Source organism: Sphingomonas oligophenolica (assembly GCF_039522915.1).
In the GTDB taxonomy this organism is placed as follows: domain Bacteria; phylum Pseudomonadota; class Alphaproteobacteria; order Sphingomonadales; family Sphingomonadaceae; genus Sphingomonas; species Sphingomonas oligophenolica.
The window spans coordinates 58,574-79,324 of record NZ_BAAAEH010000016.1; the positions used below are offsets into that span (position 1 = coordinate 58,574).

Annotated in this window: 19 protein-coding genes; 3 read left to right on the forward strand and 16 right to left on the reverse strand. The window is 62.4% G+C overall.

Features of this window, described 5'->3' with window-relative positions; translation table 11 throughout:
* Positions 1-261: 261 nt before the first annotated feature.
* From ABD050_RS09350 to ABD050_RS09375, 6 genes are all read right to left on the reverse strand, one after another.
* The gene (locus tag ABD050_RS09350) at positions 262-1,572 is read right to left on the reverse strand and encodes a tyrosine-type recombinase/integrase (protein WP_343889022.1); all 1,311 of its coding nucleotides are present in this window, start codon (positions 1,570-1,572) and stop codon (positions 262-264) included.
* A gap of 130 nt (positions 1,573-1,702) precedes the next feature.
* On the reverse strand, positions 1,703-3,304 hold the full coding sequence (locus ABD050_RS09355) for a recombinase family protein (RefSeq protein WP_343889023.1): 1,602 nt from the start codon (positions 3,302-3,304) through the stop codon (positions 1,703-1,705).
* 898 nt (positions 3,305-4,202) lie between these two features.
* Positions 4,203-4,835, reverse strand: coding sequence for a class I SAM-dependent methyltransferase (locus tag ABD050_RS09360; protein WP_343889024.1), 633 nt, complete (start codon positions 4,833-4,835; stop codon positions 4,203-4,205).
* An 82-nt stretch (positions 4,836-4,917) separates the two neighbouring features.
* A complete protein-coding gene (locus tag ABD050_RS09365) occupies positions 4,918-5,376 on the reverse strand; it encodes a nuclear transport factor 2 family protein (RefSeq protein WP_343889025.1) in 459 nt (152 codons plus the stop codon).
* Positions 5,377-5,430: 54 nt separating this feature from the next.
* Positions 5,431-6,030, reverse strand: coding sequence for an NADPH-dependent F420 reductase (locus tag ABD050_RS09370; RefSeq protein ID WP_343889026.1), 600 nt, complete (start codon positions 6,028-6,030; stop codon positions 5,431-5,433).
* A 29-nt stretch (positions 6,031-6,059) separates the two neighbouring features.
* A complete protein-coding gene (locus ABD050_RS09375; protein WP_343889027.1) occupies positions 6,060-6,812 on the reverse strand; it encodes an SDR family NAD(P)-dependent oxidoreductase in 753 nt (250 codons plus the stop codon).
* 272 nt (positions 6,813-7,084) lie between these two features.
* Here ABD050_RS09375 and ABD050_RS09380 point away from each other — a divergent pair, with 272 nt between their 5' ends.
* A complete protein-coding gene (locus tag ABD050_RS09380; RefSeq protein ID WP_343889028.1) occupies positions 7,085-7,978 on the forward strand; it encodes a LysR family transcriptional regulator in 894 nt (297 codons plus the stop codon).
* 93 nt (positions 7,979-8,071) lie between these two features.
* Here ABD050_RS09380 and ABD050_RS09385 read toward each other — a convergent pair whose 3' ends face one another.
* The 7 genes from ABD050_RS09385 to ABD050_RS09415 all read right to left on the reverse strand — a co-directional run bounded on the left by ABD050_RS09385 (position 8,072) and on the right by ABD050_RS09415 (position 15,237).
* The gene (locus tag ABD050_RS09385; RefSeq protein ID WP_343889029.1) at positions 8,072-8,536 is read right to left on the reverse strand and encodes an SRPBCC family protein; all 465 of its coding nucleotides are present in this window, start codon (positions 8,534-8,536) and stop codon (positions 8,072-8,074) included.
* A gap of 195 nt (positions 8,537-8,731) precedes the next feature.
* A complete protein-coding gene (locus tag ABD050_RS09390; protein WP_343889030.1) occupies positions 8,732-9,007 on the reverse strand; it encodes an HU family DNA-binding protein in 276 nt (91 codons plus the stop codon).
* 75 nt (positions 9,008-9,082) lie between these two features.
* Positions 9,083-9,757: a lytic transglycosylase domain-containing protein gene (locus ABD050_RS09395; protein ID WP_343889031.1), complete on the reverse strand. Its 675-nt coding sequence runs from the start codon at positions 9,755-9,757 to the stop codon at positions 9,083-9,085.
* Between the two features lie 17 nt (positions 9,758-9,774).
* Positions 9,775-12,735, reverse strand: coding sequence for a MobF family relaxase (gene mobF, locus ABD050_RS09400; protein WP_343889032.1), 2,961 nt, complete (start codon positions 12,733-12,735; stop codon positions 9,775-9,777).
* On the reverse strand, positions 12,732-14,780 hold the full coding sequence (locus ABD050_RS09405; protein ID WP_343889034.1) for a type IV secretion system DNA-binding domain-containing protein: 2,049 nt from the start codon (positions 14,778-14,780) through the stop codon (positions 12,732-12,734). The genes mobF and ABD050_RS09405 overlap by 4 nt, the downstream gene beginning before the upstream one ends.
* On the reverse strand, positions 14,780-14,941 hold the full coding sequence (locus ABD050_RS09410) for a hypothetical protein (protein WP_343889035.1): 162 nt from the start codon (positions 14,939-14,941) through the stop codon (positions 14,780-14,782). The genes ABD050_RS09405 and ABD050_RS09410 overlap by 1 nt, the downstream gene beginning before the upstream one ends.
* Positions 14,938-15,237 carry a ribbon-helix-helix protein, CopG family gene (locus ABD050_RS09415; protein WP_343889036.1) on the reverse strand — a complete coding sequence of 100 codons (300 nt, stop codon included), beginning with the start codon at positions 15,235-15,237 and terminating at the stop codon, positions 14,938-14,940. The genes ABD050_RS09410 and ABD050_RS09415 overlap by 4 nt, the downstream gene beginning before the upstream one ends.
* A 522-nt stretch (positions 15,238-15,759) precedes the next feature.
* Between ABD050_RS09415 and ABD050_RS09420 the strand changes: the two genes are divergently transcribed.
* Together ABD050_RS09420 and ABD050_RS09425 are read left to right on the forward strand one after the other, a co-directional pair.
* Entirely contained in the window at positions 15,760-17,025 is a 1,266-nt protein-coding gene (locus ABD050_RS09420; protein WP_343889037.1) for a tyrosine-type recombinase/integrase, read from the forward strand.
* On the forward strand, positions 17,018-18,205 hold the full coding sequence (locus ABD050_RS09425) for a tyrosine-type recombinase/integrase (protein WP_343889038.1): 1,188 nt from the start codon (positions 17,018-17,020) through the stop codon (positions 18,203-18,205). Before ABD050_RS09420 ends, ABD050_RS09425 begins: the two co-directional genes overlap by 8 nt.
* Positions 18,206-18,502: 297 nt before the next feature.
* Here the strand turns inward: ABD050_RS09425 and ABD050_RS09430 are convergent, their stop codons facing one another.
* From ABD050_RS09430 to ABD050_RS09440, 3 genes are all read right to left on the reverse strand, one after another.
* Entirely contained in the window at positions 18,503-19,429 is a 927-nt protein-coding gene (locus ABD050_RS09430) for a nucleotidyltransferase and HEPN domain-containing protein (protein ID WP_343889039.1), read from the reverse strand.
* A gap of 66 nt (positions 19,430-19,495) precedes the next feature.
* Positions 19,496-19,735 (reverse strand): sigma factor-like helix-turn-helix DNA-binding protein, encoded by a 240-nt coding sequence (locus ABD050_RS09435; RefSeq protein ID WP_343889040.1) that lies wholly within the window; start codon positions 19,733-19,735, stop codon positions 19,496-19,498.
* Positions 19,732-20,682: an ArdC family protein gene (locus ABD050_RS09440; protein ID WP_343889041.1), complete on the reverse strand. Its 951-nt coding sequence runs from the start codon at positions 20,680-20,682 to the stop codon at positions 19,732-19,734. Before ABD050_RS09440 ends, ABD050_RS09435 begins: the two co-directional genes overlap by 4 nt.
* Between the last annotated feature and the right edge of the window lie 69 nt (positions 20,683-20,751).

Sequence of the window (20,751 nt, forward strand, 5' to 3'; positions counted from 1 at the left end):
CGCGCGCCGCCACGTCGTCCGCCTCCCCATATCGAAATTCGAATATCCTGCACGACGGACTGGCCTGGTCCTTGCGCCTCTATCATTTCAGCAATTGCAGTCGCCGGGACGAGGTCTGCAGGCAGTCGGTTCAACGAGACGGACTCCGCGGCGCGAAGACCGCCGGCGCGGCTTTTTTTTCGACACCGCGCATCCGGACCTTCCGCTTGGGGTACGTGCAACGCGGCTCTTTCCCGAAGGCCGGCGGCTTTCCCGGCATGTTCAGGCCGCCGTGGCGACAAGCGGGACGACGGCCCGCACCGCCAGCTCGTCCAGGCCTTCAGTGATCCAGCGCGAATAATGCCGCTCGATCATCGCGACCGAGGTGTCGTGGACGGCGGCTACCAGGCGAATGGGCAGCCCCATGCGCAGCCCGCGCACGATTGACGAGTGCCGCAGCGCGTAGGGGATGATCCTCACGGCGAACCCTGCGTTTTCGCACGCGTCGTTCCAGAGCCGCGTCATCTCGGAAGCCGTGACCCAAGGACCCCGCGTGTCGCGCTCCCAGACGCGGGTCGCATCGCGCCGTTCTCCGGTCTTGACCTGAACGTAGCGCCAGCGCTCGAGAAGAGGGGCCGAGAGCGGTCGGCCCTCCATTGCAGGCGCCAGGACAGCCAGCGTATCTGTCCCGACATGGACGCGGATATAGCCGATGTCCCGCTTGTTTCCCTTGAAGGATTCCGGCACCATCACCCTGCCATGTTCGGCTTGGACATCGCCCACCGTCATGCGGCGGAGTTGCGCAAACCGCGCGCCTGTGGCGGCGAGCAGAACGACCAGCCGCCCGAAATCTTCATCTAGCGCGAGCGCCGCTGTGATGATCCGGCGGATCATGTCGTCGGGCAGGATCTGGTTGTCTCGGACCGTCGCCTGCTGCTGTGGCGGCCCCTCTACCATCAGACCGTGCTTGATGACCACGGGCAGATCGGTCGGGAGGGCACGGCGATGCTGTTTCCAGGCTCTGTTCAACGCGGCCTTGAAGTCGTTCACCACGCGCTGGATGGTGCCCCTTCTTCGAAGAACACGCAGTTGCCAGGCCTCGAGATCGGCCTCGGTGAGTTTGGCGAGCGCAACCCCTGCAACCTGATCCTCCAGCACGTGTCGGGTGAGGCTACTGGATGCGTCGGACAGGACTGTGCGCCCGGCTTGCGAGGCGCGCCGTACATTGCGCATCGCGATATAGGCTTCGACCGCCTCGGCGACGGTAACGTCGGCATTGAGCGCGGTTTCAATGCCGCCCTTCTCCTGGAGACCGAACCAGTGCGTCGCCTTGTCGAGCGCCTGCTTCCAGCTGAGCACCGTCTCGCCGTTCGCGTCGCCAACATCGTCGGCGACGCCGAGCGATTGCTTGGTGCCGTTGCCGTCAATACCCGGTGGACGATAGCGCGCGATCCAGGTGCCGCCGCGCGGGCCTTTGTAGTAGCCGAGATGCTGGCCTTCGCAGACCATGCGCCAATAGGGATTGCTGCGCACTTTGAGGCGTGTGCGAGCGCTACGATCCTGTAGCCGCAGATCAGCCGAAACGCGGGCCATTTCAAGTCCATCGTAAAAACGTCGTCCATAGAATAGCTGGATTTGGTCGGACGGTGAAGCGCAATTTCCTCGTAACTTATTGATTTTATTAATATCTAAGCACGTCCATCAGCGTCCCGGAGGTGCCCTCTCACGGCGAAAACACGAGTTCGATTCTCGTAGGGGTCACCAAACTGTCAAAACCCTGATTTTCGGGTTGGTCTAGCCTGCCGAGAGTGAATGCGGCCAGTGATAATTCTTCAAGCATATCAAATGGTTGCCTGAATTCTACGGTCAGCCGATCATTGGCCCAAGTGCAGTTCGAAAGTACCAAATTTAGAGCTCGACGCCGGTATTCCGGGGCCATCTCCGCAAAGCCTTGGTGGGCGTTTCTGACTATATCGAGCAGCGCCACGCCATCGTCGACATAGGCCTCGTCGACATTATTAAGGTGCTCGAGGCCGCGGATCGCCCTCGCCCTCTCCTCCCGCCAAGTGGTAGCGATGCGATCGTGGAATTCCTTGGTGATCCGTCCATCGACCTTATCGAGGTAGATGGTGTCGAGACGCTCCTGGAGCTTGTCTGCCTCGGCAATCAGGCGCGCTTTGGCTTCCTCTCGCTCGCGGCTCTCGTCGCCGTGGCTCTCACGCAGCGCTCGCTGTACGAGACCGAAAATCTCGTCGTCGAGTCGGAGCCGCGAAAGCATCTGTTCGAAATGGACGTCGAGCGCTTCCTGGCGAACGTAACGCTCAGGGCATTTTCCCTTAAAGCCGGTGCAATGGTAGTAGATGTATTTCTGTTTCTTGATCTCAGCCACGATCGCACAGCCGCAATGGCCGCACGTCATCAAGCCGGTATAGACGAAATCTTTGGGACTCGCGCGGACGTTGGACGCGCTACGACCATCGATGACCTCTTGCGCTAGTTCCCAGGTCTCCAGGGAAATGATTGGATCGTGCAAGCCTCGATAAAGCTTGCCGTCCCACTCATACGAGCCGGTGTAGAGGCGATTTCTGAGAATATAGAAAATTGTGCTCGTACTGCTGACGAGTTTGCCGCTTCGACGATACCTCAAACCAAGATCGCGCGCCTTCGCTGCCAGCTCGTTGATCGAGAAATTACCGGTTCCGCACAGCTCGAACAGGCGCGCAATGATCGGTGCGATCTCGGGATCGACCTCGATTACCTTCCGCCCCGCATCGCTGCGGATGTTGCGGTAACCGAGTGGAGCGAGGGTAGGCCAATAACCTTGCGCGGCCTTTTCCGTCATTCCTTTGCGCGCTTCCTCAGAGAGATTGTCGATATAGTTCTTGGCCATCAGCACCTTGATGCCGTGCATGAACTTCTCGGAAGATCGGGACTCGTTGGAAAGGACGACGCCCTCCTTGGCGAGGTGGATCTCGATATCCAACTCGTCGAGCGTCACCCAGTCCTTGAGGTTGCGATACAGCCGATCAGTCTTCTCGACGAGGATCATTCGAACAGAGGGATGGCGTCGCAGATAAGCCAGCATTGCTTCAAATTCGGTGCGGCCAGCCTTCCGTGCAGTTTCTACATCGACATGTTCGGCTACGATATCGATGTCATTGATCGCTGCGTAGTCTCGGAGAAGTTTGAGCTGGGCAGGAATCGAGAATCCCTCGCGCTCCTGCTCCGACGTTGAGACGCGAGCGTAGAGAACCGCTTTCTTCAGTGCGTGGCGGACCGACGCACGTGCTACCGTCCGTCTCAACTTCGCTCGGGGTTTCGCCATTGTTCCACATTTCCTTCTCTGCTCTCAATCACAGTCCTCCCCCACTTCCAACCGCGAAACGCGCCTATCACTGGGGGATTGTGGCTGTGCCCGCCGTCCCGTTCTGTTCACTATTTATTCCGCGACAGCGCCGACCGGTCAAGCCGCCGATTCGGCGTAGACAACCGCTTGGCTGGGTTATCGGGCATTCGTGTCGTCATCGCATTCTCTTGACGGTTTTCGATCAATAATGGTCCGACGTCGGGCGATGGCGAGCTCATAGTAGTCGGTCAGATCGCCTAGCAGAATCCTCGCTTCGTCCTGAGAAACTGGCCGGCCCAGCCGTCGTGCGAAGATCGCGCTGGCATCCTCAATCAGCTGGCGTGAGAATTTGTCGCGTCTCGCAATGCGAGGTTCCCGGGGATCCTTCTGCGGAGAGTTCTCCGTTGAGAGTTCGCACGCAGACGGAGTGGGCTCCCTATCCGAAGCCTGAGCCCCGCGATGCGAAGGCGCGTTGGACTGACTACCAGGCGTTCGTGGCCCGGCCGAGGCATCAGTGGCGGTCCCGTACCTCGTGCTCGGAGATCGGGCACGCCTCATCGCCGGACGGTACGATTATCGCGTAACGGACATTCGCATCGCCTGAAGTCCCGAAACAAGGCGCCACCGAGGCCCACGCCCGTCGTGATCACGTCGCTGCTCCAATCGATGGAGCTCGGTCGGAATGTCTTGAAGCAACGCTATCGTACTTCGGGTGCCATCAATTATCAACAGTTCCTGCGCTCGGGCATTGGGTCAGTTTGAATTTCCGCTGCCAACCACTTGAGGTGGCCCGGCCATCAGAGCACGGTTCTTGACACCTATCGTTATTCTCGATCGCGCACGGTGCACATATCCTCGTGAGCCAGCGGGTGACCCGTCAGGGCTTCACGAACCGGTACACGAACCGATCGGTCTTGCCCTTGATTGTGGGGTCGAACACCTTGATCGAGTGCGGATCGTCCTTGTTCGCGAGCGTCGCGCATTGCGCCTCGAGCGCGAAGCCCGCCGCCTCCACTTCCTCGCGAACGGACGTTGGGTCGATCCGATGCAGCGTTTGGGTGTTGCTCGTGCCCGACCCAGTGGCGGCGGCGTGATCGACGATGACATAGGACCCGCCGGACTTCAGCCGTTGGTAGACGGCTCGATTGAAGTCGGCCGCCGTCGCGCCCCTGGTTTGCATCAGCGCGGTGTGGAGATCGTGGTAGAACAGGTGCACCCACACGACATCGGCTGGTTGCGTGGCTTCCGCCATCGCGACGAGATCGGCCGAGACGGCCTCGACATTCTCCCGACCAGGCTCCTGCGCGAGCGTCCGCATCAGGCCAACGGGATCATTCTTGAAGTGGGCGACTTCCGCCGGAACGAAGCTGTAGACGCGTCCTTCGGGTCCGACGACGTCGGAGAACAGGCGCGTCCAGTCGCCGTCGCCAGGGTAGACGTCGATGACGGTCGAGCCCGCATCGATGCGGGCGAAGCGGATCAACTCGGATTGCTTGGATTGGTCGTACATCGGAATTCTCCTTCATGGTCGGGCACGCGATGCGCGCGGGACATGCGACGCGGCGATCGATGGTTCACCGGATTCGCAGACGTCACGAGGCTCGTTGTGCGGCTCCGGTATCGTCGGCGTCGATGAGCGAGGGTGTCTGGTTCGCGTCCGCCTCGGAGGCCCGCGCCAGTGCCTGCGTGTCGACATATTCCCGGATCATGGTCAGTCTTCCGTCCCGGACCGTGATGGCGAAGACCCACTCGTCCTCGAACGTCTTGTCCGTGGCTTTGATCCTTCCGCTCGCTAAGCCGAGCACGAGGACCCGGTCTCCTTGCTCCACGAACTCGCGTGGTTCCGTGGACATTTCGATCGACCTGGATGCCGTCTCGAGCAAATCCGCCAGCCCCGCATGTCCGCGGCGCGTTCCGGCCAGCGGCCAATCCTCACCCGGAATGATCCACTCGATATCTTCAGCGACCAGCGCGAGCATGGCCTCCCTGTCGCCACGGCCGAGCGCGGCAAAGAAGTCCTTCACGGTCTGGATGTTCTTCTCGATACTCATGGGAATTTCTCCATTTCGCAACGATCGTGGCCGCCGATGGACACGCCGTGGTCATCAGTCGAACTTGACCAGGTCCTTGAAGATCAGCCGACCCCAGCTATTTCCGCGCGCCTGCACAAGCAGTCCGCCGTCGGAAAGCCCGCCGAGATTGATCGGTGCGAAACCGAGCCGTTCCGTGAGCTGACCGATTTCCTCGGCAGCTTCTTTGTCGTGACTCGCCAGGAACACGGCTCTCTTGCCACCGTGCACGGCCGGATCCTGGTCAAGAGTAGCGGCGAGCAAATGGTTGAAGCCCTTGACCAGTTTCGCACCGGAGAAGGCTTTCGCGATGAACGCGGAAGATGGGAGACCCCCCAGATCTTCAGGCGGCACGCCGTAGGCATTGGTCACATCGATGATCGTTTTTCCATGCCAGCTGGGAAGTGCCTTCGCGACATCCGGATGTGACTCGAAATGGACGGCCAGAAAGATGACGTCTGCTTTGACGGCGGCCGCGAGTGTCGTGGCAGTGACCTTGGGTCCGATCGCGACCGCGTCGGACGCGAAGCTTTCCGGGTCGCGCGTGGTTGCCACGGACACTTCGATGCCGCTGCGGGCAAACGCCTTGGCAAGGGCGTGACCAATCTTGCCGAAACCGATAATTGCATAGCTCATGATACTTCTCCGATCTTCAATGAGGTCGGTCAGACCTGGGCCATGCCGCCATCGACAGCGAGATCCACGCCGGTGATGAAAGAGCTTTCATCAGAGGCGAGGAATGTGACGGCATCGGCGATTTCCTCTGGCTTGCCCCTGCGCCCCATCGGGATTTGTGAGGCAAACTGTTCGGCGGCCTGCGCGGCCTGCTCTGGGGTAAGGCCCGTCGTCGTCTCCAAGGCTGGAGTGTCGATTGGTCCGGGGCTCATCGAGTTCACGCGAATTTTTCGGTCTTTCAACTCGAGTGTCCAGGCGCGCGCGAAGTTGCGCACGGCCGCCTTGCTGGCGGCGTAGGCGCTGAAGCCCGGCACCCCCAGAACATTGGATACCGACGAGGTCAGAATGATCGAACCGCCGTCCCTGAACAGGGGAAGTGCCTTCTGAACCGTGAAGAACAGCCCCTTCACGTTCACGTCGAAGGTCTGGTCGAAATGGGCCTCGGTCGCTGCGGCGAGCGGCGCGATCGTCCCGGCGCCCGCGTTCGCAAAGAGAACGTCGATGTGGCCGTGCTTTTCTTTCACGATGGCGTAGAGCCGGTCCAGATCTTCCAGCCGGGCCACGTCGCCGACGACCGTGGTAACGTTTCGCCCGATCAGAACTGCAGCCTCGTTGAGCTCTCTCTCGCGTCGCCCGGTAATTACGACCGCTGCGCCCTCTTCCACGAAGCGCTTGGCCGTGGCCAATCCTATGCCGCTGCTACCGCCGGTGATGACGGCGGTCTTTCCATTCAGTCTGGTCATGTCGTGCATCCTTCCAGGCGTTTTGCCTTGGTCATTTCGGGGGACGCCCCAAGACCCTCAAAATGGGTCTGCCGATGTCAGGCGATGAGTGCGGAAGCGCGCACATCCGTGGTGCGAAAACCATCCAGTCGTGCCATAACGCCCGCCGCGACGTTAAGTGTCCGCCGTTCGGAACTGGGTCGCGCTCGTAGACATGTTATGACCGTCGCCACGTCCTGCCGTACAACGAGTTATAGTTTTGGGAGGCGCACCGCACGGTGCCGGAATGCACCATGATCGACTGGGACGACGTTCGCTATTTTCTCGCCGTGGCGCGCGGAGGCTCAGTGCGGGCCGCAGCCGGGAATCTCGGGGTCAATCACTCGACCGTGCTGCGACGCATCGCGCAGCTTGAGGAACATCTTGGGGCGCAGATGTTCGAGAGGTTGCCTTCGGGCTACCGCCTGACGGCTGCGGGCGAGGAGGTCGTCGAACTCGCGAGCCAGATGGAAGCGTCGTCGCATCAGTTGGAGACGCGCGTCTTTGGGCGCGACCAGAGCGTGCGCGGGCTTTTGAGGGTAACGCTGCCGCCGCCCCTCACGGCCTATCTGCTCATGCCGGATTTCGCCGATTTCGTGCGCCTGCATCCGGACATCGAGATGGAAATCCTATCATCCGGCGAGTTGGCAAATCTGACCAACCGAGAGGCAGACGTGGCGATTCGCGTCGTCTACGACCGCGAAGCCCTACCGCTCAATCTTCACGGCCTGAAGGGGCCAGAAACGTTCGGCGGCTTCTACCTATCCGGCGCGCGCCTCGCCGAGTGGCGCGCGGGCTCGCCAGAACCCAGATGGATCACCGTAAGCGGTCATGGAGTACCGGACTGGGCTCGCGAAGCGGAGGCTCGCATAAAGAATGTCCCGTTCAGGACGACAGACTTCGATGCGCAGCTCGCGGCGGTACGGCAAGGGATCGGCATCACGATACTGCCGTGTTTCGTTGGAGATGCCGATCCTCTGTTGGAGAGGGTGCCAGATACCGACCTGCACCTGTATGGATCGGTCTGGCTTCTCACTCAGGGGGAAACCCGCAAGACGAAGCGTGTGCGGCTGTTTACGGAGTTCGTGTCCCGGAGGCTCGCCGCCTACGCTGCGCTGCTCTCGGGGCAGTCCATAGAGCGCGATTGATGCGCAGCTCCCAAGCCCCGTCGGTCCACATCAGGGCGACGGTGATGGCCCGCCTCAGACAAAAATCAAACTGACCCACTACCTGCTGCGGACCTATTCAACCAAATTTGCGAGGTTCTTCAATGACGAATCCATACCCATGCGATGGTCAACGTCGCTGATCCCAGGAGGGACGTTCTCGGCGGTTAACGTCACTTTCGTGCCGTTCGCGATCGGCGTTAATACCGCAGTCATCGTCATGGTGCCGGCAAAGGCAGGGTCGTCGGACTTGAACTCTACAGCCTCGACAATCTTTTCATTCGGTATCAGCTCGATGAAACGTGCCACGACAATGTCCGTGTCCGTCGTTGGTTTGCCCCGGCTATGGTCGGTCTCGGAATAGACGAGGGCCATCCGATAGCCGCCTCCGACGCGGGGGTCGAAAGCGAGGATCTTTGCAGTCATGCCCTTGGGTGCGCGCCATGACGCGACGGCCTCGGCGTCGAGAAAAGCCCGGAAGATAGCTCGTGGGGACGCAATGATGGTGCGAGAGGCGGTGCGCGTTCGAGGGTCTGCCATGAAACCTATATAATAGAGGGCCGTCGCAAAGCAGCGCAGGCGGGCGGTTGAGACACAAGCAGCTTGAACACGTCACTGCCGAATGCTGGTGCGGGAAACCTTCGAAACCGGCCGGCACGCGAGGGAAAACGACGCCCCCTCTCTTGAAGGCCAGGCGCGATCGTTGAAGGACGCGCCTGGAGACCAAGAATCTGTTCAACCGTTCAGCTTGTCCTTCACCGCTTTTGCCGGCGCGAATGAGAGCTTCTTCGACGCCGCAATCGTGATGGTCGCGCCGGTCGAGGGATTGCGACCTTCGCGCTCCGGGCTCGCCTTCACTTTGAACTTCCCGAACCCATTGAGCGAAATCTCCTCACCCTTCGCCGCAGCATCCGCGATCGCTGCGAACATGGTATCGACGATCTTCTTGGCATCGGCCTTGCTCGAGCCGGTGGCGCTGGAAAGATGGTCGGCGAGGTCGCTGTTGTTCATGATTCACTCCTAATTGGTCCCCTGCCGATCTATCGAGGAGAGGATACAGCGACAAGCCTGCTGTCCCTACGCCGCTTAGTCCTTCACCTCTGACGCTGCGGAACGCGCCACGACGCCGAATCCGAGAATTCGCTCCCGCCTAGCTTCGTTAGCGGGCAAGTCGGGCGATTGCGGGGTCAGTGCGGCCGAAGCACCGCCGAGCCCAAGAGGTCTTTCGGAGAAAATCGCAGGACCAAAACGCCGCGTGAGGTGGCCTGCGACGCTCAGTGCATACTGTCTTTGGCGCCACGCTGTGGGGCTATGATAAACCCCGATTGCCGCCCAATAGTCACCCGTCGACCGCAAGTCTGATAAGAAGATCCAGCGGGCGACGTCGGCATTGAAGCAGGCGTCGAATTTCAGCCAGGCGCGAACGTCCTGTTCGGGCTGCCGCAGCACGGCCGCGAGCCTCGGCACCCACCAGCTGTTGATCTGAAGCGGCCCCAGGTCATGCGACCCGTTCGTGTTGAGAATCTCGGCGCCGACCCAGCCCCCCTCCTGGTCGCGCAACCCCCACAGGGTCTTTGCGAGCCAATCCTTCCCGCCTGCGGCGCGTGCAATGCAGCGTGCGATCTCGCCGTCCGAAGGTTTGGCCATCGCCGCCGAGGCTGTAGCCCCAGTGGATACCGTGAAAACCACGCCAAGGCAGCCGACGCGCAGAAGGGATTTCAGGCGGCCCCGGTTGGAGAACGGACAGCCGGTGTGGTTCATCGAATGAGTCTCCCTGATCAATGTTCGGGACCGTGGCCGGGATTGGCATCACGGGTGTCATGTACTTGGGCGGGCGCCTGCTCGGTTCGGGCGTCGGCGCGATCGGCTTCGGCAGGCGCGCGATCGACGACAGATTGCAGGAAGCGGTCGAGGACGTTGGCGATCCCGCGTGCGTTTTCTGCGATCCGCTCTGGCAGTCCCCGCGGCGCATTGCCGCGCTGGTCGAGTTGCCGACTAAGGATCATGTCGCGCCGCTCGGAACGCTCCCGTTCCTGGTCCGCGCGCGCGCGCTCTATTGGGTCAGTATGGCGAGCCGCGAGACTTTCGCGATTATCCCGGTCCAGCCTTCCCAGCCCTTCCAGCGCTGATGTCTTCTCGCCGGAATGGGTCTCGAGCTTTGCGGCGAGACGCTTCTCATCCTCGGTCCAGAGCTTCACGCCGAACCGCGCGCGGGTGATCGCCGTATAATAATTCTGGCCGTTCACGAGGCCGGAATTGACCGGCGCCAGCACATATACACGAGCGTAGGTCTTGGACTGCGCGGAATATACCGTTTCAGCATATCCGTGATCCCAGTGCTTGTGCTCGGACAGGTCGATCTGCTGCACACGCTCGCCCCGATCCCACCGGATCGTGGCGACGGGGCCATCCATCTTTTCGACCGTCCCACGCTCCGCATTTTTGAGATCGAGCGCGTTGTTCACAAGACGCCACTGGATGCGATCGCCCTCCGCGAGGTCGCGATTCTCGGTATTGAAGACGTTGATCTGCTTGACCGGACTCTGTCTCGGATCCCAGCGAATGATGCGGCCGTTTTCATCGGCCAGCCGGACGAGCTGACGACCGTTCTGATCGCGTCCGATACCAACGACACGATACTGGACGTCACGGGCTATCCCCGCTCCGATCTGATCCCGAGTGAAGGTTACGACCTGCCCGCCGGAATAAAATCTGGCATAGTGCTTCTCCTGGTCGGACATGCCGCTCGGCGTCAGCACCTGGAGGCGCGCATCTTCGGCCGCGATCGCGCTTTCCGCTTTCAACGTCTCGCGGATCTTGGTGTTGACGATCAGCCGGGTGGCGTTGTCGAGCACCAGGATGTTGGTGCTGGCGCGGTTCTCCGGCTTTAACCGAGTCCATTCCGCGACCAGACCCTTGGCCAGCGCCTCGGCCCCCTCCCCGCTCACGACCTTGTCCAGATGTGACAACGAGGCGGCATATTCCGCCGCGCGCGCATGCGTGACCGCCGCCTTCATGCTTTTCGTTTGCTGACGCATCGACTCGGTGAGTTGCGCGGTGGCGAGGCCGAACCGCTGCATCAGCCAGAAGGGCTTGCCCTGTTCGATCGCGCCGGTCTGTTTGTCATCGCCGAGAAATATCAATCGCGCGCCGGTCATGCGGCTGATCTCAAGGATACGAACGGCCTGGCGCGTACCGAGTTGACCGGCTTCATCGAGAAGAAGGACATGACGGTCAGTGATGCCACGGCCACCACTGGCGAGAAGGCTTTCCACCGTCCTCGATTCGACACCCGCGATCTGGCCCGTTGTCGCGGCCGCTGACGATGTGGGGGCCAGCGCGACCAGCACCGTTCCCGGCTCCGCGGCCTGTCTCAGGGTATTCATCAACGTCGATTTGCCGGCGCCGCCGACGCCGTGGATGCCAGTGACCCGGTCCCGCGACAACGCGGATTGAACGAGGGCCTGCTCCTGATGGGGTGTGAGGCCAGCGGTCTCCAGCGCGACCAGGAGGCGGTCGGCGGTAGCGATAGGCCGGGCATCATCCAGGGCCAAAGCGAGGTGCTGAGACAGCGCCATTTCCTGGCGCGCGCTACGCCTGCTGGTCCGGCCGCGTGTCAGAGTCTGGTCGCCCGTCGGCGCACGGGTGACGAGGAGCTTGCGCTTCGCCTCATGCTCCGCAAGCAACGGCCGAACATCGGCAAGCCGCACCTCTCCGACATGGCTGGCAAGCGCCAACCTGTACATGCGGCCGAGATTGTTCACCGCTTCGCGCGTCTCCGCCTGCCGGAGACCGAACAGGCTTGCGCGCCCTGCGGTTCGGCGATCGACCTCGATGATCGATGTCCCCCGCCCCTCTACCTGCGTGGTGAGTTTGGCGAGGTCCGCCTCATAGGGTTTCGCGCGCGCAACCCATTGGTCACGCAGTTCTTCGAGTGTCGCCTTCACCTTGGGACCGCGCGTCTGGTAGAAGGATTGGCGGCGCGCGGCCTGTCCGGTGAGCCCGTGCTCTTTGGCATGGGCATCGATCTGTTCGGCGCGCTGGGAGGTGTCCCTGATAAAATCCTTCGGAACGCCGACGATCTCGAAAAGGCCACGTCTCGGGTCGAATTCGACTTCGTATCCGATCTGGCGGAGCTCATGGGCGAGGTCGTTTCGATAGACCTGACCCGCAACCATCTGTTCGGCGAACATCGCCCGTGTCTCGAGGCTGGCCCAGGAGGAACCGTCCTCCCGGTTCGTGATGTTCATCACGACAACATGGGTATGAAGATGAGGATCAAGCTCGCGGCTGGCGTGCTCGGTGAAGCGGGCGAACACGAGCCGACCGGTTGTCTCGTGAACGATCTGACCGTTGTCGCGCCGACGCAGCGATGCATGTTCTTCAAGATAGTCGAGCGCGGTCCCCACCGCCTTCTCATGGACGGCGATGATGCGCTCATCGCCCATCACCAGCGCCATGATCGATACCGATTTCGGCGCATTGACCGCGAAGTCCCAGCCGGGATGATGCTCGATCTCACCATTGGCGCGGTGGCGCCCGAGTTGCTGCTCGCCGATCTTTCCGGCCAGCAGCTCCTGAAAAATCTCGGGATCGACAGGCCCCGACAGACCCAATTCGTCGGCTATCCGGCCACCCCATTCTGAATGTTCGTCACTCCCTTTGGTGTAATAATCACCGACGGTATAATAGCGGGAAATATTGGCGGGCGTGCCCTTCAGGCGGCGAGGATGGATCATGCCGGACGAGCCGGACGAGCCGGTCCATTCTCCCGGTCATAGACATCAAGCTCGATCCGGATCCGTCCGCGCTGAGGAGCAAGCGTGAAGGTTGGGCCGGGCATGACAGGACCGCTTGGCTGCTGTTCGACGGGCTTGGGTTCAGCAGCAGCACCGTTGCCCGCTTCGGTCCTGTCGCCGTCCTGGAAGAGGTCGGGTGACGGTGTTGCCGGCGGTGGGGGCGTCGGCCGCGCGGGCTTCCTGCGTCGCGGCGGTGATGGCGGTTCGGTTGACTTGGTTTCGGCGTGGATCGCAGCGATCAGGGCCTCGCCATCCCGGTCGCGCACTGGCGGCGTGTCACGTTCGATGAAGGCGTCGGCGATGGTCGCCACGGTGTTGAAGCGGTCCTGGAAATGCACCACCGGCAGGTTGCGGCCGAACCGCAGGAAACCCGACAGGTTGGGGAGATTGGTCACCTCGGTATGCATGACCAGCGGGCGGGTGACCTGCATGCGCGACAGGTTCACACCGTCACGCATGTCGTTGACGCCGTAAGACATGCCTTCGTTCGCTTCGACCTGTTCGACCTGGCCAAGATTCTCCGACACATGCTTGGCGGTAGGGGTATCGTTGGCCCGCAGCGCCACCCAGGTCGAGCAATAGCCGGTGATGGCGGCGGCATCTTGGATACCGTAGGTGGCCTCCAGCTGCGGATAAGACTGAAAGCCCAAAATCCCGCATCCCCCATATTTGCGGGCGCGTGCGAGGAAGTCCGACAGTGACGGAAGCTTCTGCAGCGTGGGGAGCTCGTCGATGACGCAATAGAGACGGCGGCGGCGGTCGGGCGCGAGGCTCATGATCGCCGAAATGGCGATGTCGAGCCAGACCGTGATCAGGGGGCGCAGCGACGGAAGCTGGTCGGCCTTGACCGTGATGAACAGCCAGCCATCCCCCTTCTCGTTTGCCACCCAGTCCCGGATCGACAGCCCTTTGCGGGTGTCGTCCAGGTAGGAGAAGCTGCGCATGACGGAGGCGAGTTCGGCCTGGATGCCAGCAGACGTCCGCTCGCCTTCGAGGCTGATGAAGGCGGCCGCATCGGTGCCGGCGGCGAATGCGGCCAGGTCCTTCAGTTTGGAACGGAGCAGCCGGTCGAGCAGAATCGAGACCAGCATCTCCTTCTGGTGCGCGAGCTTGCGCATGACGGCGACGAGGGTGCCACGAGCCGCCTTGGCCCAGAACGGGTCGCCGGCCTTGTCGGGGATCGTCGACTCCGCGATCTGGTCATAATGATAGTCGCGCGGAACGTCGCCCCAGGGCGACCAGCGGCTGGTGCGCTTGTCGAGCGGATTGAGGAGAATGTCCTTTTCCGGCCGGTAGAATTTCTCGACGAAGGTACCGGCGGTATCATAGACGATCGCCCGCTTGCCCTCCTTGCGAATGCCCTCGAGCATCTTGACGATGAGGTTGGTCTTGCCCGTTCCCGGCGCCCCGCACAGCAGCACATGTTCCGGCTCATAGGCGTCAGGAATGGGGACGCCGCCGATCGAGAAGCTCCCCTTGCGCTGGCGGCGCAGCAGCCGTTTGACCTGCCGGATCGTCCCGAAGCGGGCGCCGCGCAGATATTCGTTCGACCCGAGCCCCCTGCCCGTCCGGGTGAAGGTGAACCAGGCGAAGAACAGCGCCAGCAGAGCGAACGCGCCGGCGATCAGCGCACCGTGGATCAGATCGATCTCGACCTTGTGCAAGGTCTGCTTGCCGAGCTGCGAGGCCATCAGCCAATCGGCGGACGTCCAATATTGATGCCCCGCCGGCGTGCGGAAAAGCACCGGGTCGTTGGTCCCACCCGCGGCGTCGACCTTGAAACTGGCCTCGACCAGCTTTCGCAACACGAACCGCTCATAATCGGTCGACATTTCGAGGGCGTACCAGATCGTGCCCATCACCCAGAGCACCAGCCCCGCGACCACGGTCTGGAAGAAGACCTGGGTGGTCATCCGGACATTGTGGACGATCGCCTGCCCGCCGCGGGTCCAGGAGCCAAGCGTGTCGTTGCGAAAAATGCTCATCACGAGTCTCCCGCGTCCACATGGGTGGGAAGAAGCGGGCTGGGTTGCCCGAGATACAGGAGCGGCAGGACGCCGATCGTCCAGGGGATGGTCGGCAGGAGCGGCAATGCCTGACGCAGGGTGGCGGGGACGGGATCAGCCCGTCGATCGTCCCCGCTCATCGGTCGGCCTCGGGGTCTAGCAGACCCCTTTCCCGCAATATGAGGCGTGCTTCCGCCATCCCCTTTTGCAGGACGTCCGGTGTTCGCTGGCCGACCGAAGTGCCCAGGATAGTGAGGATCTGAATGCAGGTCGCGAGGATCTCGTCCTGCGATGAATAGATGTAACGGCCACGGGGATCGGCGGCCTGTTCGAGGACGGACCGAATGAACACCGAGAGGGAGAGATCGGCGCCCGCCGCGCGCCGGCTGAGGCGGTCGTGCAGGGCGCTGTCGACCCGCACGCTTATTCTGATCATGTCGTAGCTCCAGCACTGGGAGCTCGACGGGCAAGTCTTGAAGCAGGCGCACTATAGCGCGGATGCCGCTGTTTTTCAACGATTTATGGTGTCCGACATGTCAGGCACGGATAGACATGCAATACCAACGGTTTGCGTAGAGCGCTGTCGCTCGCGGGTGACATGTCCGACGCACCGCCCTGTCCCGCGTCCGACGTGTCGGACAGCACTATGGCGCTGATTTCAATGATAAATAGCCGCGCAGCACCCGTGCGTACGGTGCATTACAAATTACGCCTTTCAGGCGTGCGTCGAGACAACCGCATGGCCTTGCGCCATGCGACTCAATCGATGCTCGGTTGGGCGGCAAATAGCTGGTTCAGCGTCATAATTCTTCGATGCTGCGCCAGCCGGGTATGCTCCTCGGAGCGACCCGAAAGACCGTACGCGAAGGTGCTTCTCATAAATCCCAGCGTGCCCTGGGGATCATCCCCAAGGCGCGCGCTCTCCGGCTCCAGAGCCGGGATTTATGGAGTGCCGGTCATGCGAAACGCCGACCGTTTCGACCTCGCCGATCTTGATATTTCGACCATCGATCTACCCGCCAGCGGGGAGCGCAGCTTGCGCGATTCGGTGGTGCCTGCCCTCGCCCTCCGCGTCCGCTCCAGCGGCTCCCGGTCATGGGTTGTCCTGCGCACGAAAGACGGAAAGACCGTCCGCGAGACGCTCGGCGATGCCGTGTCGGTGCCCTTGGCATCGGCGCGGCTGATGGCCTCCGGCCCGGTCGTGGCGAAATCTCCGATCAAAGAAATTACCGAGCCGGACGAAAGGCTGTTCAAACCTGCGGCCACCGTAGCGGACATGTTGCCGCGCTTCCTCACCTTCGGCGCGAACGGGCGATGGAAACCATCGACGGGCCGCCAGATGGAGAGCGTCGGGCGAACCTGCATCCTCCCGCTGTTGGGGGACCGCAAGTTACAGGACATCACCCCGCAGGACGTTGCCTGCTGGCACCGGGACGTCACCGCGCAGACGAGTTCCGCGCGCATGGCGCTCTCCACCCTATCGGGGCTGATGCTGTTCGCTGAGGATCACGGTGTCCGTCCCGCCGGCTCCAATCCCTGCCGAGGCTTGCGCAAGAAGGCCAAGGGCCATCGCGGCCGTCATCTCCCTCCCGGCAGCGTGAAACGGCTCTGGGCGGCGCTTGACCGGCTGCACGGCAGGATGCCGGACTATTGCGACGCGGTACGCCTGCTCCTGCTGACGGGGGCACGGCGCAGCGAAGTCCTCGGCCTGCAATGGGACCTGATCGCCGGACCGCGCGCGGTGCTGGAAGATTCCAAGAGCGGCCCTCGGACGATCTGGCTGAACGCTCCCGCCCGAGAAATCCTCGACGCCCGGCGCGCGGCTTCCGCCAGCCTCTATGTCTTCCCCTCCCCGCGTATCGATGGCCCGCTGACGGCGATGGACGCGCCGTGGCGCGCCATCCTCAAGGAAGCAGGGCTATCGGGCATGCGGCTCCATGATCTGCGGCACCACTTTGCCTCGGTCGCGGTGTCCAACGGGATCGATATCCGGCTGGTCGGCCAGTTGCTCGGTCACCGGGATATCGACAGCACGCTGGGCTATGCTCATCTCGCCACGGGTGCGTTGACGAAGTCGGCCAGCCGGGTGTCTTCGATCATCGATCGCTCGATGAACGCAGGGGCAACGCCAAAGCCCCGGCACCAATGCCAAAAGCCCACCTCCCGCTCGCGCCGTGCCCTCGCCGCCGCCGTGGCCTCCAGCGGGGAGGCCCGTCATGCCTAACCTCCTCCTGTCCCTGACGGACGCGCTCTGCGCGCGTGCGCGGCCCGAACCCACCGAGTTTAGCCTGCGCGATACCGGCCAGCCGGGGCTGAGCCTGCGCGTGCAGCCCTCCGGTGCGCGAAGCTGGATTCTGCGTGGTCGCGCGGGCGGCAAACAAATGAAGTGGTCGCTCGGCTCGTTTCCGGAAACGAGGGTGAAGGCCGCCCGCCGCGCCGCCGCTGCCTTGCTTGCGGCGGAAACCCCTGCCCCCGCCCCGGCCGATCTGCCCGCCGCGCCGCTGTTCGCGGTATTCCAGGGCGAGCATGAGGCAAAGCATGGACGGCTCTACAAGCCCTCCGGGCTCAAGGCATATCGCAGCTATGTCCGGCTGCAATTGCTGCCCACGTTCGGCACCAAGAGGCTCGACCAGATCACCCGGCCTGATGTGGTCCGGTGGTTCGAACGCTACAGTGCCGCCAGCCCCGGCGGCGCCAATCGGGCGCTCGGTATCCTGCACCAAATCCTCGGCACCGCGCAGGACTGGGGACGGCTCCCGGCTGACTGGATCAACCCCACGACCGGGGTACGGCACAACCGCCGCAAGGTAGTCGGGTCGTTCCTGTCCGACTCCCAAATGGGCAGGCTCGGCGCGATCCTGAATTTCCGGATCAAGGAACTGAGTTGCGTGGGCGCAGCCCTGCTCCGGTTCCTGACGCTCAGCGGTTGCCGGGTTGGCGAAGCGATCAATCTGGAGTGGCGCGACGTGCTGCCGGACCGCCTCCGGCTCCGGGACAGCAAGACCGGTGCGCGAGATGTCGTCATCGGCGCCCCTGTCCGGCGGTTCCTCAAGGCGCATCGTGGAAGGATGGGCACGGACCGGGGAACGCGAGATAGCGACGCAGTATTTCCGCTCCCGATCGGGCAGGAATACGAGACGGTGCGAACGATCTGGTTTGCTGTTCGCCGCGCCGCCGATCTCCCCGAAAAGCTGCGGATACACGACCTCCGGCACAGCTTCGCCAGCCACGCGGTCATGTCGGGCGAAACCCTCCTGACGACCTCGCTCCTGCTCGGTCATCAGCGGCTACAGACGACGTTTCGATATGCGCATCTGGCGGATGAGACGCTGCTAGCGACAGCCGAACAGGTCGGCGCGCTGCTGATGATGCAGGCCGGGGGAACGACCACCGGGCGGCTTTGATTGGGAGTGGCCCGAGCGTGGCGGGGTCAGCCTTGGCGGGTGCTGCAAACCTCGAACGCTCGGTGCCGCCCTTCCGCTCACCCTCGATTTGGGAGGCGTCACCGGTGAGCAATCAACGGTGTTTGGCGCTCGTTCGAAAAAGCATACCCCCTAATCAGGGGGTGGCAAAATTCCGCGCGCGAGCGGTTGGGCGCACCGAGCTTGGTGCGCGCGTGGCTTCCGAGCAGACAAAAAGTGCGGCGCCGTTAGGCGCCGCCGCGATTTCTAGGGGGTGTTGGATCGCGCGACGCGGGGCCGTCAGGCCTTGGCGGCCGCCTCGATTTCCAAGGCTGCAATCTGCTCGGTGCAAATGGTGTGAACGACGCGACCAAGTTCCTCGATGCGCTCGCCAAGCCAGATCAATTCGTCACTACTGATGCGGTAATGCTTCGAATACCGAGCCTTCACATAGGCATCTTTCAGCTTCTCAAATGCTGCCCGATCCTTGCGATTGTCACGTGGCCAAACGTCGAAAAGGCGACGGTCTAGGCGCTCAGCTTGGGTGCGGAGGAAGCCAAGATTATGGACGTGCGGGGTATAGAACGTAAGGACAAGCAGCACGCAGTGGTAAAGCCTTTCGGTGGCCTGATGGCCCATGAAGGCGGCATCTTTGTTCCAGCCACGTTTGAGGTCGTCGCCAAAATTGACGTGCGCTCTCATGGCTGATGGAAACCATTCCTCGAAATACTCCCGCGCCATCGCGAGCGCCTGCTCCGGCGTCTTCGGCTTGGGCTGGTGAAGCTCGGTATCGTCGGACTGGTAGAGCGCGATCCCTTCCCGCTGCACGTCGATGAAAAAGTATCGGCCATGTGCGAGGCCGTCATTCACCTCCTGCAAGGTGTGAACGATGAAGTTGACCGGCGTCCTGAGCGTGCCGGTGATCGCGAGTTCACGGGTAAGCCGCTCCTCAGCCTTCGACCAGTAATCGAGGCGGTCAGTCAGTGCATCCTGATTGACGATGATCAGTAGATCGAAGTCCGACCGATAGCCTTTCGCTGTGTGCGGCTCGTCGACCCACCCGCCACGCGCATAGCTGCCGTAAAGTATTATCTTGAGGACGCGCCCCGCCTTCTTGTCGCCGGTCGGATTGCCGAGCGCGTCGCCAAATTCCTCGAACAGGATTTGCACCACCCGGTCGAGTTCGCGCTGTTTCGCGGCTGGAAGATGGTCAAGGTCGGTACGCATTGCGGTCACCCTACCAAAGGGTTCGACGCGATGCCCAGTCAAAACCGGGCATCGCGCCAATATGGATCATTGAAGCGACGGCGTGGGCTCGCCGTCTTCATCGGCGGCGGCCATCAGGTCGACCAAGGCCTCGGCCAGGTGGCGTTCCACCTCCCGGACGGTCAGCCCGAGCCGCCCCGCGACGGCATTATAATCGAGCCGCTCGCGCGCGCAGAGCAGATAGACCGAACGGCGCGGTTCCGGCATTGCCACGATCGCCGCCCGAAGGCGGGCGATCTCAACCGGCGATGGCCATGCCGCCTTCATGCCACCAACTCCAGCACGCGGGCGTCTGCGACCGGAACCTCTGAGTTCATGGGGCGGAACGACAGGAGATAGTCGGCAGCCTTGCTGGCCTTCGACGCTGCTCGGAAAATCGCGCGATTGTCGTTCTTCAACACCTCAAGCCACGAACCGATATAATCGGCGTGGCGCACGGTCGGCACGATCCCAAGCTCGGCACAGGCAAAGGCGCTGCACATCTCCGCCACCAGCTCCTCCCGCGCATATTCCTCGCCCTTTACCGCGCCACTGCCGAAGCGGCCAAGGCGCGACGCGTGCCCGGTCCAATGGCCAAGCTCGTGCAAGGCGGTGCGATACCAGTTGATCGGCTCGCGGAATGCGGATTGCGGCGGGACACACACCATGTCCCGCGACGGTGCATAGAAAGCGCAATCCCCGCCGATCCGGAAGTCAGCGCCCGTCGCCTCGATCAGGCTCGCGATCTCCGGGATGAGGTCCAGTTCGTCCACGGACTCTAAGGCATCGACCACAAGATCGCCGGGCAACCCCTCACACTGGTCGACATTGAAGACGGTAAAGCGTTTTAGAAAGGCAACCTGCCGCTGCTCCTGCCCGTCCAGCAAGGAAAGCTGCCCGCCCTCCGCATCGCGCGGCGTGAAGCGATCGGCATAGCAAACGGTCGTCCCGCGCTCGCCTTTGCGGACATTGCCGCCAAGGTTCTGCGCCTGCTTGTAGGTAAGCCAGCGCTGCGACGTGTAGCCCCGCTCAAAAAGCGTCGCCCACAGGATCAGGACATTGATTCCCGAATAGCGCCGCCCTGTCCCTCCATTGCACGGCATCCCCGCCCCCGCCTTCGCTCCCTCCCAGGGCTGGACCCATGGTAGGCGCCCGGCTTCAAGCTCGGCAATGATGCGGTCCGTCACCTCGGCATAAAGGCTGTTGATCGGACGCGGCGAACGATCGGTGGTCATCTTCTCTGCTCCTTCAAAACCACCGCAACCGGCGCCGGAATGGCGGGGTGGGCGGCAGGAGCGGACCGG

Bases quoted from the DNA above. Each gene is read 5' to 3' on its own strand.
- ABD050_RS09440 (WP_343889041.1), bottom strand. From the start codon at position 20,682: ATGACCACCGATCGTTCGCCGCGTCCGATCAACAGCCTTTATGCCGAG.
- ABD050_RS09390 (WP_343889030.1), bottom strand. From the start codon at position 9,007: ATGAACAACAGCGACCTCGCCGACCATCTTTCCAGCGCCACCGGCTCG.
- ABD050_RS09425 (WP_343889038.1), top strand. From the start codon at position 17,018: ATGCCTAACCTCCTCCTGTCCCTGACGGACGCGCTCTGCGCGCGTGCG.
- ABD050_RS09365 (WP_343889025.1), bottom strand. From the start codon at position 5,376: ATGAGTATCGAGAAGAACATCCAGACCGTGAAGGACTTCTTTGCCGCG.
- ABD050_RS09370 (WP_343889026.1), bottom strand. From the start codon at position 6,030: ATGAGCTATGCAATTATCGGTTTCGGCAAGATTGGTCACGCCCTTGCC.
- ABD050_RS09360 (WP_343889024.1), bottom strand. From the start codon at position 4,835: ATGTACGACCAATCCAAGCAATCCGAGTTGATCCGCTTCGCCCGCATC.
- ABD050_RS09350 (WP_343889022.1), bottom strand. From the start codon at position 1,572: ATGGCCCGCGTTTCGGCTGATCTGCGGCTACAGGATCGTAGCGCTCGC.
- ABD050_RS09435 (WP_343889040.1), bottom strand. From the start codon at position 19,735: ATGAAGGCGGCATGGCCATCGCCGGTTGAGATCGCCCGCCTTCGGGCG.
- mobF (WP_343889032.1), bottom strand. From the start codon at position 12,735: ATGATCCATCCTCGCCGCCTGAAGGGCACGCCCGCCAATATTTCCCGC.
- ABD050_RS09430 (WP_343889039.1), bottom strand. From the start codon at position 19,429: ATGCGTACCGACCTTGACCATCTTCCAGCCGCGAAACAGCGCGAACTC.
- ABD050_RS09405 (WP_343889034.1), bottom strand. From the start codon at position 14,780: ATGAGCATTTTTCGCAACGACACGCTTGGCTCCTGGACCCGCGGCGGG.
- ABD050_RS09420 (WP_343889037.1), top strand. From the start codon at position 15,760: ATGCGAAACGCCGACCGTTTCGACCTCGCCGATCTTGATATTTCGACC.
- ABD050_RS09415 (WP_343889036.1), bottom strand. From the start codon at position 15,237: ATGATCAGAATAAGCGTGCGGGTCGACAGCGCCCTGCACGACCGCCTC.
- ABD050_RS09380 (WP_343889028.1), top strand. From the start codon at position 7,085: ATGATCGACTGGGACGACGTTCGCTATTTTCTCGCCGTGGCGCGCGGA.
- ABD050_RS09395 (WP_343889031.1), bottom strand. From the start codon at position 9,757: ATGAACCACACCGGCTGTCCGTTCTCCAACCGGGGCCGCCTGAAATCC.
- ABD050_RS09355 (WP_343889023.1), bottom strand. From the start codon at position 3,304: ATGGCGAAACCCCGAGCGAAGTTGAGACGGACGGTAGCACGTGCGTCG.
- ABD050_RS09385 (WP_343889029.1), bottom strand. From the start codon at position 8,536: ATGGCAGACCCTCGAACGCGCACCGCCTCTCGCACCATCATTGCGTCC.
- ABD050_RS09410 (WP_343889035.1), bottom strand. From the start codon at position 14,941: ATGAGCGGGGACGATCGACGGGCTGATCCCGTCCCCGCCACCCTGCGT.
- ABD050_RS09375 (WP_343889027.1), bottom strand. From the start codon at position 6,812: ATGACCAGACTGAATGGAAAGACCGCCGTCATCACCGGCGGTAGCAGC.